Source organism: Streptomyces sp. NPDC056883 (genome assembly GCF_042788835.1).
Lineage (GTDB): Bacteria > Actinomycetota > Actinomycetes > Streptomycetales > Streptomycetaceae > Streptomyces > Streptomyces stoeckheimensis.
On record NZ_JBHUBS010000013.1, the window covers coordinates 159,286 to 172,365 of the forward strand.

General features: G+C 71.7%; 13 protein-coding genes. 9 read left to right on the forward strand and 4 right to left on the reverse strand.

Annotated elements, in window-relative coordinates; translation table 11 throughout:
• Positions 1-16 precede the first annotated feature (16 nt).
• The 5 genes from ACFRU2_RS28385 (at position 17) to ACFRU2_RS28405 (ending at position 4,836) form a co-directional block, all read left to right on the forward strand.
• The gene (locus ACFRU2_RS28385; protein WP_382977131.1) at positions 17-1,294 is read left to right on the forward strand and encodes an amino acid deaminase; all 1,278 of its coding nucleotides are present in this window, start codon (positions 17-19) and stop codon (positions 1,292-1,294) included.
• 39 nt (positions 1,295-1,333) lie between these two features.
• The gene (locus ACFRU2_RS28390) at positions 1,334-2,920 is read left to right on the forward strand and encodes an amidohydrolase family protein (protein ID WP_382977134.1); all 1,587 of its coding nucleotides are present in this window, start codon (positions 1,334-1,336) and stop codon (positions 2,918-2,920) included.
• A gap of 53 nt (positions 2,921-2,973) precedes the next feature.
• Positions 2,974-3,981: a YdcF family protein gene (locus ACFRU2_RS28395; RefSeq protein WP_382977136.1), complete on the forward strand. Its 1,008-nt coding sequence runs from the start codon at positions 2,974-2,976 to the stop codon at positions 3,979-3,981.
• A gap of 84 nt (positions 3,982-4,065) precedes the next feature.
• A complete protein-coding gene (locus ACFRU2_RS28400) occupies positions 4,066-4,251 on the forward strand; it encodes a hypothetical protein (RefSeq protein WP_274549281.1) in 186 nt (61 codons plus the stop codon).
• Positions 4,252-4,377: 126 nt separating this feature from the next.
• Positions 4,378-4,836, forward strand: coding sequence for a nitroreductase/quinone reductase family protein (locus tag ACFRU2_RS28405; RefSeq protein WP_382977138.1), 459 nt, complete (start codon positions 4,378-4,380; stop codon positions 4,834-4,836).
• A gap of 29 nt (positions 4,837-4,865) precedes the next feature.
• Here the strand turns inward: ACFRU2_RS28405 and ACFRU2_RS28410 are convergent, their stop codons facing one another.
• Complete coding sequence (locus ACFRU2_RS28410; protein WP_382977140.1) at positions 4,866-6,557, reverse strand: hypothetical protein; 1,692 nt, start codon at positions 6,555-6,557, stop codon at positions 4,866-4,868.
• A 119-nt stretch (positions 6,558-6,676) separates the two neighbouring features.
• On the opposite strand from ACFRU2_RS28410, the gene ACFRU2_RS28415 reads away from it, so the two are divergent.
• Entirely contained in the window at positions 6,677-7,936 is a 1,260-nt protein-coding gene (locus tag ACFRU2_RS28415; RefSeq protein WP_382977142.1) for an MFS transporter, read from the forward strand.
• A gap of 10 nt (positions 7,937-7,946) precedes the next feature.
• Here ACFRU2_RS28415 and ACFRU2_RS28420 read toward each other — a convergent pair whose 3' ends face one another.
• Positions 7,947-8,645: a TetR/AcrR family transcriptional regulator C-terminal domain-containing protein gene (locus ACFRU2_RS28420; RefSeq protein ID WP_382977143.1), complete on the reverse strand. Its 699-nt coding sequence runs from the start codon at positions 8,643-8,645 to the stop codon at positions 7,947-7,949.
• An 81-nt stretch (positions 8,646-8,726) separates the two neighbouring features.
• Here ACFRU2_RS28420 and ACFRU2_RS28425 point away from each other — a divergent pair, with 81 nt between their 5' ends.
• The gene (locus tag ACFRU2_RS28425; protein WP_382977145.1) at positions 8,727-9,389 is read left to right on the forward strand and encodes a DUF4386 domain-containing protein; all 663 of its coding nucleotides are present in this window, start codon (positions 8,727-8,729) and stop codon (positions 9,387-9,389) included.
• Here the strand turns inward: ACFRU2_RS28425 and ACFRU2_RS28430 are convergent.
• Entirely contained in the window at positions 9,378-10,511 is a 1,134-nt protein-coding gene (locus tag ACFRU2_RS28430) for an alpha/beta hydrolase (RefSeq protein ID WP_382977147.1), read from the reverse strand. The genes ACFRU2_RS28425 and ACFRU2_RS28430 overlap by 12 nt on opposite strands.
• Positions 10,512-10,773: 262 nt before the next feature.
• Between ACFRU2_RS28430 and ACFRU2_RS28435 the strand changes: the two genes are divergently transcribed.
• Entirely contained in the window at positions 10,774-11,040 is a 267-nt protein-coding gene (locus ACFRU2_RS28435; RefSeq protein ID WP_382977150.1) for a hypothetical protein, read from the forward strand.
• Positions 11,041-11,068: 28 nt separating this feature from the next.
• Here the strand turns inward: ACFRU2_RS28435 and ACFRU2_RS28440 are convergent, their stop codons facing one another.
• Positions 11,069-11,545 carry a macro domain-containing protein gene (locus tag ACFRU2_RS28440; RefSeq protein WP_382977152.1) on the reverse strand — a complete coding sequence of 159 codons (477 nt, stop codon included), beginning with the start codon at positions 11,543-11,545 and terminating at the stop codon, positions 11,069-11,071.
• Between the two features lie 310 nt (positions 11,546-11,855).
• Here ACFRU2_RS28440 and ACFRU2_RS28445 point away from each other — a divergent pair, with 310 nt between their 5' ends.
• The gene (locus ACFRU2_RS28445) at positions 11,856-13,079 is read left to right on the forward strand and encodes a PTS transporter subunit EIIC (RefSeq protein WP_382977314.1); all 1,224 of its coding nucleotides are present in this window, start codon (positions 11,856-11,858) and stop codon (positions 13,077-13,079) included.
• Position 13,080 lies beyond the last annotated feature (1 nt).

Here is a 13,080-nt window from a genome sequence, read left to right on the forward strand (position 1 = left end):
CGGGAGGCACACGCACATGTCCAGCGACCCCGTCCAGGCACTCGCCCAGGAGCCGGTGGACCACCGGTTCAAGGGGCTCCCCCCGGACGCCGGACAGGCGGGCCTCACCGTGGGAGAGCTGACCGCCCAGCGGCGGAGCCTCTACACCGGCGGGTTCACGACGCCCGTGCTCACCCTCGACGCCGAGGCGCTGGCCCACAACCTCGCCGCCCTGGGCACCTACGCCGAGCGCCACGGCCTGGCCTTCGCCCCGCACGGCAAGACCTGCATGGCCCCACAGCTGTTCCGGCGTCAGCTGGAGCACGGGGCCTGGGGCATCACCGCCGCCGTCCCCCACCAGGCGCGCGTCTACCGGGCGTTCGGCATCCAGCGGATCTTCCTCGCCAACGAGCTCGTCGACGCCGCCGCCCTGCGCTGGGTGGCCGCCGAACTCGCCGCGGACCCCGATTTCCGGTTCGTCTGCTACGTGGACTCCGTGCGCGGGGTCCAGCTCATGGACCGGGCCCTCCAGGGGCAGCCCCAGCAGGTCGACGTGGTCGTCGAGCTCGGCGCCGGGGAGGGCGCCCGCACGGGGGCCCGTACCGACGAGGACTGCCGGGCCGTCGCCGACGCGGTGGCGGGTACGGACACCCTGCGCCTGATCGGCATCGCCGGGTACGAGGCGGAGGTGCCCGGCGCCGACCCGGACTCCGTGCACGCCTACCTGCGCCGGCTCACCGCTCTGGCGGCCGAGTTCGACAAGGCGGGACGGTTCGAGGGGGTCGCGGAGATCGTCGTCAGCGCGGGCGGCTCCGCCTGGTTCGACGCCGTCGCCGACGTGTTCGCCGAGCTGCCGGAGCTCTCGCGGCCGGTCCTGAAGCTGCTGCGCTCCGGTGCGTACGTCTCCCACGACCACGGCTGGTACACCCGCCTCACCCCCTTCAACCGGGTCCCCGAGGAGGGCGGCCTGCGCCCCGCCTTCCGGCTCTGGGCGCAGGTGGTCTCCCGTCCCTCCCCCACCCAGGCGTTCGTCAACGCCGGCAAGCGGGACATCGCCTACGACCTGGGGCTGCCCGAGGCCGAGCTGGTCCGCGATCCCCTGACCGGCGCCGAGCGCCCGGCCACCGGGGTCCGCGTCCTCAAGCTCTCCGACCAGCACGCCTGGCTGGAAACGGACTCCGCCGAGGACGTGCAGGTCGGCGACTGGGTGGCACTGGGCATGTCCCACCCGTGCACGATCTTCGAGAAGTGGCCGCTGATCCCGGTGGTGGAGGCCGACGGCACGGTCACCGAGTACGTCCGGACGTTCTTCTAAGCCCCGGCTTCCGAGCTCCGGAGGAGCGTTCCCACCACCATGGACCTGGTCATCCGCGGGGCCCGCGTCGTCGACGGCACGGGCGGGCCCTCGTACACCGCCGACATCGGGATCCACGAGGGCCGCATCGCCGAAGTGGGCGGCCGGATCGCGGGCGGCGGGCGGCGCACGCTCGACGCCCGCGGCCTCGCCCTGGCCCCCGGTTTCATCGACATGCACGCCCACAGCGACCTGGCCCTGCTGCGCGATCCGGACCACGGCGCGAAGGCCGCCCAGGGCGTGACCCTCGAAGTCCTCGGCCAGGACGGCCTGTCGTACGCCCCCGTCGACGACCGCACGCTGACCGAGGTGCGGGCCGCCATCGCCGGCTGGAACGGCACGGGCGAGGACATCGACTTCGACTGGCGCACGGTCGGCGGGTACCTGGACCGGCTCGACCGGGCCCACGGCGGGCAGGGCATCGCCGTCAACGCCGCCTACCTGGTGCCCCAGGGCACCGTCCGCGCCCGCGTCGTCGGCTGGGGCGACCGCCCCGCCACCCCCGCGGAGCTCGACCGGATGCGGGCCCTGGTCGCGGAGGGGCTCGCGCAGGGCGCCGTCGGCATGTCCTCCGGGCTCACCTACACCCCGGGCATGTACGCCTCCGGCGCCGAACTGAGCGAGCTGTGCCGGGTGGTGGCCCGGTACGGCGGCTACTACTGCCCGCACCACCGCTCGTACGGCCGCGGCGCCCTGGCCGCCTACGCCGAGATGGTCGAGCTGACCCGCGAGGCCGGCTGCGCCCTGCACCTGGCGCACGCCACGATGAACTTCGGGGAGAACGAGGGCCGGGCGGGCGAGCTGCTCGCCCTGCTCGACGGAGCACTGGCCGGCGGCGCCGACATCACCCTCGACAGCTATCCGTACACCCCCGGCTGCACCACCCTGGTCGCCCTGCTGCCCAGTTGGGCGAACGAGGGCGGACCCGAGGCGGTCCTCGCCCGACTGCGCGACGACGCGGAGGCCGAGCGGATCCGGTACGCGCTGGAGGTGGAGGGCGCCGACGGCTGCCACGGGGTCCCGGTCGACTGGTCGACGATCGAGATCGCCGGGACCACGGACCCGGCCTACGGGGCGTACGTCGGCACCCGCGTCCCCGACTGGGAGACGGCCCGGGCGCTGCTGCTGGGCGACCGGCTCGGACCGAGCATCCTCCAGCACGTCGGGCACGAGGAGAACGTACGGGCGATCATGCGCCACCCGGTCCACACGGGCGGCTCGGACGGCATCCTGCAGGGCGCGAAACCGCATCCGCGGGCCTACGGCACCTTCCCGCACTACCTCGGGCACTACGTGCGCGAGCTGGGAGTCCTGTCCCTGGAGGAGTGCGTCGCCCACCTCTCCGGCCGTCCCGCCGCGCGGCTGCGACTGCCGGACCGGGGGCTGGTGCGGGTCGGGCACCGGGCGGACCTCGTCCTCTTCGATCCGCTGACGGTCGCGGCCGGATCGACGTACGAGCGGCCGCGCACGCTGCCGTCCGGGATCCCGTACGTCCTGATCGACGGGCGTTTCGTCGTACGGGACGGGCGCAGGACGGACGTCCTGGCCGGGCGGTCCGTGCGTCGAACGCCGCACGGCGGCCGCTGACGGGCGTCCGATCGGCCGCCGATCGAACGGATGCCGCACATACGATGAGCAGCATGTACGCCTTTGTTCCTGCCGCTCTCTTCCTCGTCCTCTTCGGCGTGAGCGTCCGGGAGGACCGCCGGCGCTTCCGCAACGCGGTCTATCTGGGCCTCACCCTCATATTCCTGTCCGTCGGCCTGCTCACCCTGGTCCCGTACCTGCCCGCCGGTCTCGACACGGCCGTCGTCGCGCTGGTCTTCCTGGTCCCGGCGCTGGGCACGATCGCGCTCGGGTTCTTCCTGATCGGCAACGCCGTGACGGTGATCCGCAAGGAGGGCCGCCGCCCGGCCCTCCTCTCCTTCGCGGCCGGGGTGGGGATCTTCGCCCTGATCGGGTTCGTCCTGACCCTGGGCAACCGGGGCTCACAGGCCTGGGACGCGGTGGTGGTGGGCGTGGTCCTGCTGGCCGGGTACGTCTCCTTCCTCTTCCTCTGCTTCCTCGCCTACGCCTTCCTCTACGGCCGGATCACGGTGCACGGGGACGTCGACTTCGTGGTGATGCTCGGCTCCGGCCTCATCGGCGGCGACCGGGTCCCGCCGCTGCTGGCCTCGCGGCTGCGCAAGGGCCGGGAGATCCACGACGCGCAGATCGCCCGCGGCGGGCGGGTGCCGCTGCTGCTGACCTCGGGCGGCAAGGGATCGGACGAGAAGCTCGCGGAGGCGCGGGCGATGGCCGACTGGCTGATCGCCGAGGGCGTGCCCCGGGAACACGTGCGGCTGGAGGACCGGTCCCGCACGACGGAGGAGAACCTCCTCTACAGCCGGACGATCATGGAGGCGGAGGATCCCGCCTACCGCTGCGTGGTGGTCACCAACAACTTCCACGCCTTCCGCGCCGCGATGATGGCCCGCAAGGCCGGGGTGAACGGCCAGGTGCTGGGATCGCCGACGGCGACGTACTTCTGGCCGAGCGCGACGATCCGGGAGTTCGTGGCGGTGTTCTGGGAGCACAAGATCGTGAACCTCGGCATCTGCGGGGCGGTCGTCGCCCTGACGGCCGCACTCGCGGCCGTCACCGCCTGAGCCGCGGTCCGGCGCGGTCCCGAGGTGCGTTCATGGGGGCGCGGCCGGAGGATGGGGGCCAGGGGGACACAGCAGGAGGTAGCCATGGACAGTGAATCGGACCAGCAGCCCCAGCGCCCCGCCCACCTCTACACGGGGTCGGAGCACCCGTTCGACCCTGAGGACCTCGTCATGGCACGCGGCCAGGACCCGACGCCGGAGCGGGTCGAGAAGGCGCGCAAGCTGATCGAGAAGGAGGGCGCGAGGGCGCTCGAACGCTACCTCCCGTAGGTGGGCCCGGAGCGGGGCGGACCGGTCTCCCCGGTCCGCCCCGAGGTGCGGGCGGGCCGATGCGCATCCAGAATCGATGGATGCTCGTTAGCCCGCGCGGGGGCCGATTCCGAAGGGAAGACAACGATGGCGATCGACTCCCCCACGACCGTCGACTGGGACCACCCGGCCGACCCGCCGACGGGCCAGCTCTCCACGCACGTGCGCGCGTACGTGGACACGTCCGGCGCCGACGGGCACCTGTGGCACGGGGTGCCGACGCTGCTCCTGACCACCCTCGACCGGTTCTCCGGCCGGCCCGTCCGCACGCCGCTGATCTACGCGAAGGACGACGGCCGCCACATCGTCCTGGCCACCGCGGCCGACGGCACGCCCGGCGTCCCCTCCTGGTACCGCAACCTCACCGCCCACCCCGAGGTCCGCCTCCAGGTCGGCGCCCTGACCGCGCAGGCCCGCGCGCGGACGGCGACCCCGGCGGAGCGGGAGACGTACTGGGAGGCCGTGACGGCCCTGTGGCCCGCCTACGAGGACCACCAGGCGGCGGCCGCACCCCGCGAGATCCCCCTGGTGATCATCGAGCGCTGACCGGCACCTGCGGGCGGGGTGCTCCCGGGTCAGCCCTTGACTTCGATGCGGCCCTCCTGGCCGGTGGAGGAGAGGTGGGTGGCGTCGGCGTCGACGAAGCGGATGCGCCAGTAGCCGCTGGTCTGCGCGGTGAACTTCATGTTCACCGCTCCGTAGGCCCCGGAGACGGAGGTGCCCATCTCCTTCCACACGGTGGAGCCGTCGGGCCGGAAGTAGTAGCGGACCTTCTGGCCGGCGTACGGCACGAGCCCCTCGGGGGTGGATGTCCGCAGGACTCCGGAGACGGACAGCTGCTTCCCCTTGACCACCTGGAGCGGTGCGAAGCGCGCGCCCGAGATCTGGGTTGCGGCGCGGGTCTGGCGGAGCACCTGGGTACCCGTGCTGGGGCCGATGTTGGAGGTGCCCGGCGTGTACACCCGCCAGCCGTCGGACGGGTATTGGCTGCTCGGTTGGGTCACCTTCACGGTGAACGTCTTGTTGTAGGGCACGGTGAAGGACTGGCGGGTGACCCACGTGCCCGGGCGCAGCTGGAACTGGATCTGGATCGGCGCCTGCTGGCTGGTGATGCCGTCGACGGTGACCTTGCCGCTGAAGGTGAGCCCGCCGTACTTGTCGGTGGAGACCAGCTTCTCCTCGACGACCTTGGTCGTGTGGGTGACCTTCGCGACGGTCGCGGTGCGCGTCCCGTCACCCAGCAGCCAGCTGCTCGTGGCGACGTTCACGTCCACGGAACCGGTCTGGACGATGCGAGGCAGGAGGGTGTAGCTGCCGTCGGGGCCGGTGGTGGCTTCCACCTGTGCGGTTGTGGAGGCGGTCACGCGCCGGCCGGCGGCGGGCTTGACCGTGCCATCGTCCGCGAGGCGGCTGAGCTTGCCGAGCACGGGCACGGCGGTCCCGTAGCGGGCGGTCAGGGGAGCCGTCGAGGTCAGCGTGAGCATGGACTTCTGGGCCCGGATCGTCGCCGGGGCCGTCCCGGACACCTCGGTTTCCCCGCTCACCAGTTTCACGGTGAGGGACAGAGCGAACTCGTTGCCGAGGGCGGCGACGGAGAGGGAGAACCTCCCCTCCGCGTCGGACACTCCGTCGGCCCAGCCCCCTCCGAGGCGGGCACGGAGCCTGGCGCCCGTCAGCGGCAGCCGCTCTCCCGTACGCGGGTGGACCGCGGTCACCGAGCCGGTGAGCTGGGTGTCGAGGGCGTCCAGCGTGAACTCCTGCCGGCTGGACTTCGCCTCGACCCGGGCGTCGAGCGCGTAGGTGGACCGTCCGGCGTTGCGGCGGACGGGACCGTTGTCGTACACGTCGAGTTCGTAGTCCCCCATCTCATCGAGGACGAGCGGCTGGTCGTCGCCCTGGTACCAATCTCGGTCGTCCCACCTCTCGGAGGTGCCCATGTTGTCGTAGTAGTCCGTGAAGCGGTCGACCACGGCGACGACCTTGTCGGTGCCCGCCCGGCGCACCTCGACCCGCGCCACGGACGGGTTCATGTTGTTGTCGCTGTAGTCGATGTGGACGATGAACTGGCCGTTCGCATGCCGCTCGATGCTGGCGCGCCCCACCTCGACCGGAACGGACTTCACCTCCGGGTCGGACGTCAGGGCCGCCTGCCCCGCCGCCGGCGCCACCCCGGGCGCGGCGTGCGCGGCGGGCGCCGCCAGCGCGCCCACGGCCGCAATGACGACCGCCGTACCGACGGCCGTCATGGTCCTCTTGAAACTGTTCACCGGAATCCCCCGTGCGTCACCTGTGATCGACTACACGGATGGGACGGCCCACCGGCCGCGAAGGTTGTACGGGATCCGGATCCGGCACCGTGATCATCGCGGTGTGATCAAATCTCCGGATGCTCCGGATGATCACCCGCCCCGACCGGGGCCACAGCGGTACCGCGCGTCTCTGGACGGCGAGCGCCCTGTCCTCGGGCTCGACCTGGGTCATGCAGATCAGCCTGTTCATCCAGGTGCTGCAGGACTCCTCCCCCGCCACGCTGGCGGCCGTGGAGCTCATCGGGACCGTGCCCGCGCTGGCCTTCATGATGGTGGCCGGCACCCTCGCGGACCGGTTCGACGTACGGCGCCTGGCCGTCGGCTCGATGGTCGCGCAGGCCGTCTGCGTCCTCGGCATGGCGCTCTTCCTCGACCACGGCATCTGGATCACCGCCGCGTTCTACGGGCTCCAGGGCCTCGGCAACACCCTCTGGCCGCCGGCCCGTCAGCAGTGGCTGTACGGGGTGGTGGCGCCGGAGTCCCGGCCCGCCGCCAACGCCCGGCTGGGCTCCGTCTCGGGAACCATGACCGTCGTCGGCGCCTCGCTCGGCGGTGCGCTGGCCGGCTGGAGCCCGGCCGGAGCGATGGCCGTCGCGTGCGCGCTGCAGGTGCTGGCCGTCGTACCGCTGCTGGCGCAGGCCCGGCGGCCGATGCCGTACGCGGAGCCCGCGGCGGTCCCGGAACACCCGGCGCCGATGCGCAAGGAGCTGACCGCGGGTCTGCGGGTGCTGCGCGAGCTGCCGCTGGCGCGCTCCGTCGTCTGGATCGGCATCGCCTGGGGCTGCATCGGCGGGGCGTACGACATCCTGCTCGCCGCCTACGCCACGGGTCATCTCGGCGGTGGCGGCGCGGTGTTGGGCTCGCTGTACGTGGCGGACGGGGTCGCCGTCATCCTCGGCACGGTCCTGGCCGCGCGGTTCGCGGTACGCCGGCACCTGGCGGCGTACACCGCGGCCTACGTGTTCCAGGGGCTGGCCTGGGGGGCCTTCTTCCTCGCGGGGCATCCGGTCCTGGCGGTGGCGCTGCTGGGCGTGATGCGGCTGGCCAGTGGCGTCATCATCGCCCTGGACACCACCGTGCTGCTGGCCACCGTCCCCGCCGCCGTGCGCGGGCGGGTCTCCAGCCTCCACATGACCACGTACGGCGCGATGGCCCGCGTCTCCCTGGCCCTCTTCGGCGGCCTCCTCACCGTCTGCGACGTCCGCACCGTCGGCGTCTGCACCGGCGCCGCCTCGGTGGTCCTCGGCATCCTCTGGTGGTGCCTGCGCGACCGCGAGGCCCAGCGCGGCTACCCGGCGGCGGTCGCGGAGCGCGAACCGGCGCCTGCGGTCGCATAGTTCGCCTTACCTAGCGCGCGGAGGTCCAGCCCCGGCGGCGGAGGGCTTCGAAGCCGTCCAGGAGGAGGTCCAGGGCGAACTCGAACTCGAACTGGTCGTCGCAGCCGCCTCCGCCGCTGCCGGTGCCGATCGTGGAGGCGTCGTCGTGCGCGGCCGTCGCGGCCAGTTCCGCGATGTGCGGGTAGCGCGCCGCCAGCGCCGGGTCCGGCGGGCCGGAGGGGCCCGAGGTGTCGAACAGCTCCTGGCTGAAGCCGAGCAGGCGGCTGCCCATCGCGTGCATGACGTGATGCGTGAGGTCGGCGGAGAGGCCGCCCTCCCGGAAGATCCCGGCCATCGAGTCCAGGTACGCCAGCACGGCCGGGGTGGGGCCGGTCCGCGATTCGATGACCCGGGCCGCCCAGGGGTGGCGGAGCAGCACCCGGCGGGCCGAGAGGATCCGCCCGCGCACCACGGGCTGCCAGTCGGTGCCCGCGACCGGCGGGTCGATCTCGCCGACGACGGCGGCGGCCATGCCGTCGAGCAGCTCCTCCTTGTTGGCCACGTGCTTGTAGAGGGCCATCGGTACGACGTCCAGCTCCTGCGCGAGCCTGCGCATGCTGAGCGCGTCGATGCCGATGGCGTCGGCGAGCGCAACGGCGGCGCGCAGGACGCGGTCCCTGCTCAGGGGGGTCCGTTGCGTGCCGGTGGCGTCCTGCCGGTTGGTCCTCACCTTGACGAGTGTACGCCGTACACCTATGGTCGCCGCAAGGTGTACGGCGTACACCTCCATCGAGCGAGGGGTACCGAGAAGATGAGTCCGGACCGGAGAACCGCAGTGGCCGCCGGGCTGCTGTTCCTGCTGACCGAGGTCTCCGCGATAGCCGGGGCGGCCCTCTACCGCCCCCTGCTGGGCGCGGCGGACGGCCGGCTCGCGCAGGGCGCCGATACGCAGGCCCTGCTCGGCGCGCTCTGCGAGGTGGTGCTGGTGGCGGCCGTGGCCGGCACCGGGGCGGCCCTGTTCCCCGTCCTGCGGCGCCACGGCGAGGGGCTCGCGCTCGGGTACGCCTTCGGGCGGCTGCTGGAGGCGGCCGTCATCGCCGTCGGCATCGTCTCCGTCCTGGCGCTCGTCACCCTGCGGCGGGAGGCCGGGGCGCCGGACGGCGCCGACGCCGCGCTGGTGGCCGTGCACGACTGGACGTTCCTGCTCGGCCCCAACATCGCCCTGGGCCTGAACACCGTCCTGCTCGCATACCTGGCCTACCGCGCACGGCTCGTCCCGCGCCCCATCGCCGTACTCGGCCTGATCGGCGGCCCCCTGATCTGCGCCTCGGCCGCAGCCGTGATGTTCGGCGCCTACGACCAGCTCTCCCCGGCAGGCGCAGCCGCCGCCCTCCCGGTCTTCGCCTGGGAACTGGCCCTGGCCACCTGGCTGCTGACCAAGGGCTTCAAGCCGCCGAGCCGCCTAGTGCGGTGACGACCGGGACCGCACCCACGCGGCGAACTCCTCGATGCCGTCGATGAGCGCCTCGAAACGGAAGGAGTGGAAGAGGTCGAAGGCGTGGTGCCCGCCGGGGAGTTCGACGTACACGACCGGCGAGGTGGAGACGGAGCGCAGGGCCGTGACGAGGGCCTTGGGGTTCTCGGTCTCCACCAGCTCGTCCAGGTCGCCGTGCGCGATGAGGAACGGCGGCGCGTCCGCCCGGGCGAGGTTCACCGGCGAGGTCGCCGGATCCCCGTCGAAGTACGTCCCGAGGTAGCCGTTGAGGGCGATGGCGGCGGTCACCGAGGTGTCCGCCTCCTCGAACCCGGGCTGATAGGGGGGTTCGTTGGGGGTGAGCGCGGCGAGCGCGGCCATGTGCGCGCCCGCGGAACTTCCCGACACGAACACGCCCGCCGCGGGGTCCGCGCCGTACGTCTCGGCGTGCTCGCGCGCCCAGGCGATGACCTTCTTCGCGTCGATCAGATGGTCCGGGTGGGAAAAGGCGGGCCGCAGACGGTAGTTGGCGCTGATGCAGACCCAGCCCTGGCTCGCGAGCCGGTAGAGCAGGGGCAGTGACTGGGTGTTCTTGCGGCCTTGGTCGTAGTGGCCGCCATGGAAGTGGATCAGTATGGGGCCGCCCTCGGGGCGCGAGCGGTGATGGTAGACGTCGAGGAGGTTGCGGCGGCCCGCGTCCCCGTACGCGAGGTTGCCCACCCGCTTGACGTCGCCGCGGCGGCGGAACACGGGCCTGAGCAGGATGCGCGCCAGGGGCGGCCTGCGGAGCGTGGCGGTTCCGGCGCCGAGCGCCTCGTCCAGGGCGCGCCTGACCACCGGCGCCGTCCGCATCCCGCGCAGGGCGACCACCACGAGCCCGGCGGCCGCAACGGCGGCCAGAGCCACGGCCACCCAGTCGGCAACCGTGGCGATGTCGCCCTCCACGAAGGCCAGCGCCGTGGAGGCCGTCAGCGCGTAGAGGGCGACGTGCGGTATCTCGTTGAACACCAGCCCGAGCCGGTAGCTGAAGAAGAAGACCGGCTTCGGCCCGCGGATGCACACCAGACAGAACACCGCGATCACCGCGGCCAGCACAGCGGTTAACGCATAACCCACAGCCATCGAAACCACTCCCCCGTGACTCCCCTACCGAAGTACCCCCTCTGTGGTTCCACGGACGGGGTACCGGCGAAACCGCCTGGAGCGTGTCTCTCAGGTCCCGCGCGACCCTCATTGCCCCTGGAGGGAGATTGATCGTTCCTGCACGGAGCATGCGGGTGAAGAGCTGCCGCATCACCTGGTCAGGGTGACCCGGGGCCGGTAGGAGTGTGGGACCCGGGCGGCCGAGTCCGCACACTCCTCTCACCTAGGGAGCCACCTGCTCATGCCCAAGGACATGCTTCGCAGCGCCGCTGTCGCGGCGGTCGCCGTTGCCGGGATTCTGGCCACGGGCGCTTCTCAAGCCATCGCGGCGGCCCCCCAGGTGGCCGCCGTGTCGACCCAGGCACGCCCTGCAGAGATGTACGGCCCGTATGCCTTCTACGAAGCCTGCTGGGTGGCGGGCAACAACGGGCAGCAGGCCGGCCAGTGGCAGTCGTTCTTCTGCTCTCAGAACGGTACCGAGCAGTGGTGGCTGTTCACGACCCCGTAGAACTGCGCACCGAGGTGCGTCACAGGCCCTAGCCGAAGTCGTACACCGTGACGGGTATCCCCTTCGCGCACAGCTCGTCCCGGATCAGTGGGTCGATCCGGGACCACGTGCCGCCGGCCAGGCCGCAGCCGATGCGGGGCATGTGGACGGAGGCGCCCCGTTCCGTGGCGTGAGCCGCCAGGCGGGCGAGGCAGCGTTCGATCGCCTCGTAGCGGACGGGCGGGCCGCCGCTGCCGGTGCGGATGCCGTGCTGGCCGACCATGTTCGCGACCCAGATGTCCGGGCGGACCTGGACGAGCTGTACCGCGCCGAGCGCGAAGTCGTTCCCGCTGCGACCCCTGTGCCAGGCGCGGTACGCGGCCTCCGGCTCGCTCCAGCGCTTCGAGAGCGCGAGGACGAAGCCCTTGCCCCAGCCCCCGAGGTCGTTGCAGACGTGCGCGATGATCTTCGGCCCCCGGGCCTGCGGACTGGTCGCGTCCCCCCGGATGATCGTCGGCTGATGCATGCCGATTCCCCTTTCCCCCTGCCCGGAAGGTACCCGGACCCTCTGACAGCGCCGGAAGGCACGGGGAACGGAGGGGCTTGGGGCCTCAGCCTGCGGGTCGTAGGTCCACAGTCTTTACGACCATGGGTTTATGCGGTTTTAACCGTGTTACAACTGGAACATCGCGCTGCAAATGGCGCATTTTCCTTCGCTGTTGCCCAGCCCACACAAGCGCTGCCTGCCTTGGCAACACACCCCGTTTCCTCTGGAGGAAGCAACCGTGAGTACAGCCGAGCAGACGGCCCCGTCTGCCAAGAAGAACTCCGCCGCCATGGCGGTCATGCAGCGCCTCGGCCGCAGCCTCATGCTGCCGATCGCCGTGCTGCCGGCCGCCGCGCTGCTGATGCGCTTCGGCCAGGAGGACATGCTGGGCGACAAGTCGCTGCCGGGCTGGTGCAACGACATCGCCTCGTACATGGCGGCCGGCGGCAACGCGATCTTCAACAACCTGGCGCTGCTCTTCGCCGTGGGCATCGCGGTCGGCTACGCGAAGAAGGCCGACGGTTCCACCGGCCTCGCGGCCGTGGCGGGTTACCTCGTCTTCTCGAACGTGCTCGGCACCTTCACCGACGGCAGCCTGCCGCAGGTGGAGAAGGTCGTCGACCACCAGGTCGCCCTGGTCGACGCGCCCGTCAACGCCGGTGTCCTCGGCGGTGTCGTGATGGGCATCGTCGTCGCCCTGCTGTACCAGAAGTTCTACCGGACCAAGCTGCCGGACTGGGCGGGCTTCTTCGGCGGCCGCCGCCTCGTCCCGATCCTGTCCTCCCTCGCGGGCCTGATCATCGGCATCGTCATGGGCCTGATCTGGCCGGTCCTCGGCAAGGGCATCCACGGGCTCGGCGAGTGGCTGGTCAACTCCGGCGCCGTCGGTGCGGGCATCTTCGGCGTCTTCAACCGCGCGCTCCTGCCCATCGGCATGCACCACCTGCTGAACTCCTTCCCGTGGTTCCAGGCCGGCTCCTTCGACACCGCGACCGGTCCCGTCCACGGTGACATCGCCCGCTTCCTCGCCGGTGACCCGAGCGCCGGACAGTTCATGACCGGCTTCTTCCCGATCATGATGTTCGCCCTCCCGGCCGCCTGCCTCGCGATCGTCCACTGCGCGCGCCCCGAGCGCCGCAAGGTCGTCGGCGGCATGATGTTCTCCCTCGCGCTCACCGCCTTCATCACGGGCATCACCGAGCCGATCGAGTTCACCTTCATGTTCATCGCCCCGGTGCTGTACGCGATCCACGCGGTCCTGACCGGTGTGTCCATGGCGCTGACCTGGGCGCTCGGAATGAAGGACGGCTTCGGCTTCTCGGCCGGCGCGATCGACTTCGTCCTCAACCTCGGCATCGCGTCGAACCCGTGGGGTCTGGCCGGCATCGGCCTCTGCTTCGCGGCGCTGTACTACGTCATCTTCCGCTTCGCGATCACCAAGTGGAACCTGCCGACCCCGGGCCGCGAGTCCGACGAGGAGCTCGCCGAGATCCTCAAGGCCGAGGCGAAGTAAC

Bases quoted from the DNA above. Each gene is read 5' to 3' on its own strand.
- ACFRU2_RS28395 (WP_382977136.1), top strand. From the start codon at position 2,974: ATGTACGCCTTTGTTCCTGCCGCTCTCTTCCTCGTCCTCTTCGGCGTG.
- ACFRU2_RS28385 (WP_382977131.1), top strand. From the start codon at position 17: ATGTCCAGCGACCCCGTCCAGGCACTCGCCCAGGAGCCGGTGGACCAC.
- ACFRU2_RS28425 (WP_382977145.1), top strand. From the start codon at position 8,727: ATGAGTCCGGACCGGAGAACCGCAGTGGCCGCCGGGCTGCTGTTCCTG.
- ACFRU2_RS28415 (WP_382977142.1), top strand. From the start codon at position 6,677: ATGCTCCGGATGATCACCCGCCCCGACCGGGGCCACAGCGGTACCGCG.
- ACFRU2_RS28435 (WP_382977150.1), top strand. From the start codon at position 10,774: ATGCCCAAGGACATGCTTCGCAGCGCCGCTGTCGCGGCGGTCGCCGTT.
- ACFRU2_RS28445 (WP_382977314.1), top strand. From the start codon at position 11,856: ATGGCGGTCATGCAGCGCCTCGGCCGCAGCCTCATGCTGCCGATCGCC.
- ACFRU2_RS28430 (WP_382977147.1), bottom strand. From the start codon at position 10,511: ATGGCTGTGGGTTATGCGTTAACCGCTGTGCTGGCCGCGGTGATCGCG.
- ACFRU2_RS28440 (WP_382977152.1), bottom strand. From the start codon at position 11,545: ATGCATCAGCCGACGATCATCCGGGGGGACGCGACCAGTCCGCAGGCC.
- ACFRU2_RS28400 (WP_274549281.1), top strand. From the start codon at position 4,066: ATGGACAGTGAATCGGACCAGCAGCCCCAGCGCCCCGCCCACCTCTAC.
- ACFRU2_RS28405 (WP_382977138.1), top strand. From the start codon at position 4,378: ATGGCGATCGACTCCCCCACGACCGTCGACTGGGACCACCCGGCCGAC.
- ACFRU2_RS28390 (WP_382977134.1), top strand. From the start codon at position 1,334: ATGGACCTGGTCATCCGCGGGGCCCGCGTCGTCGACGGCACGGGCGGG.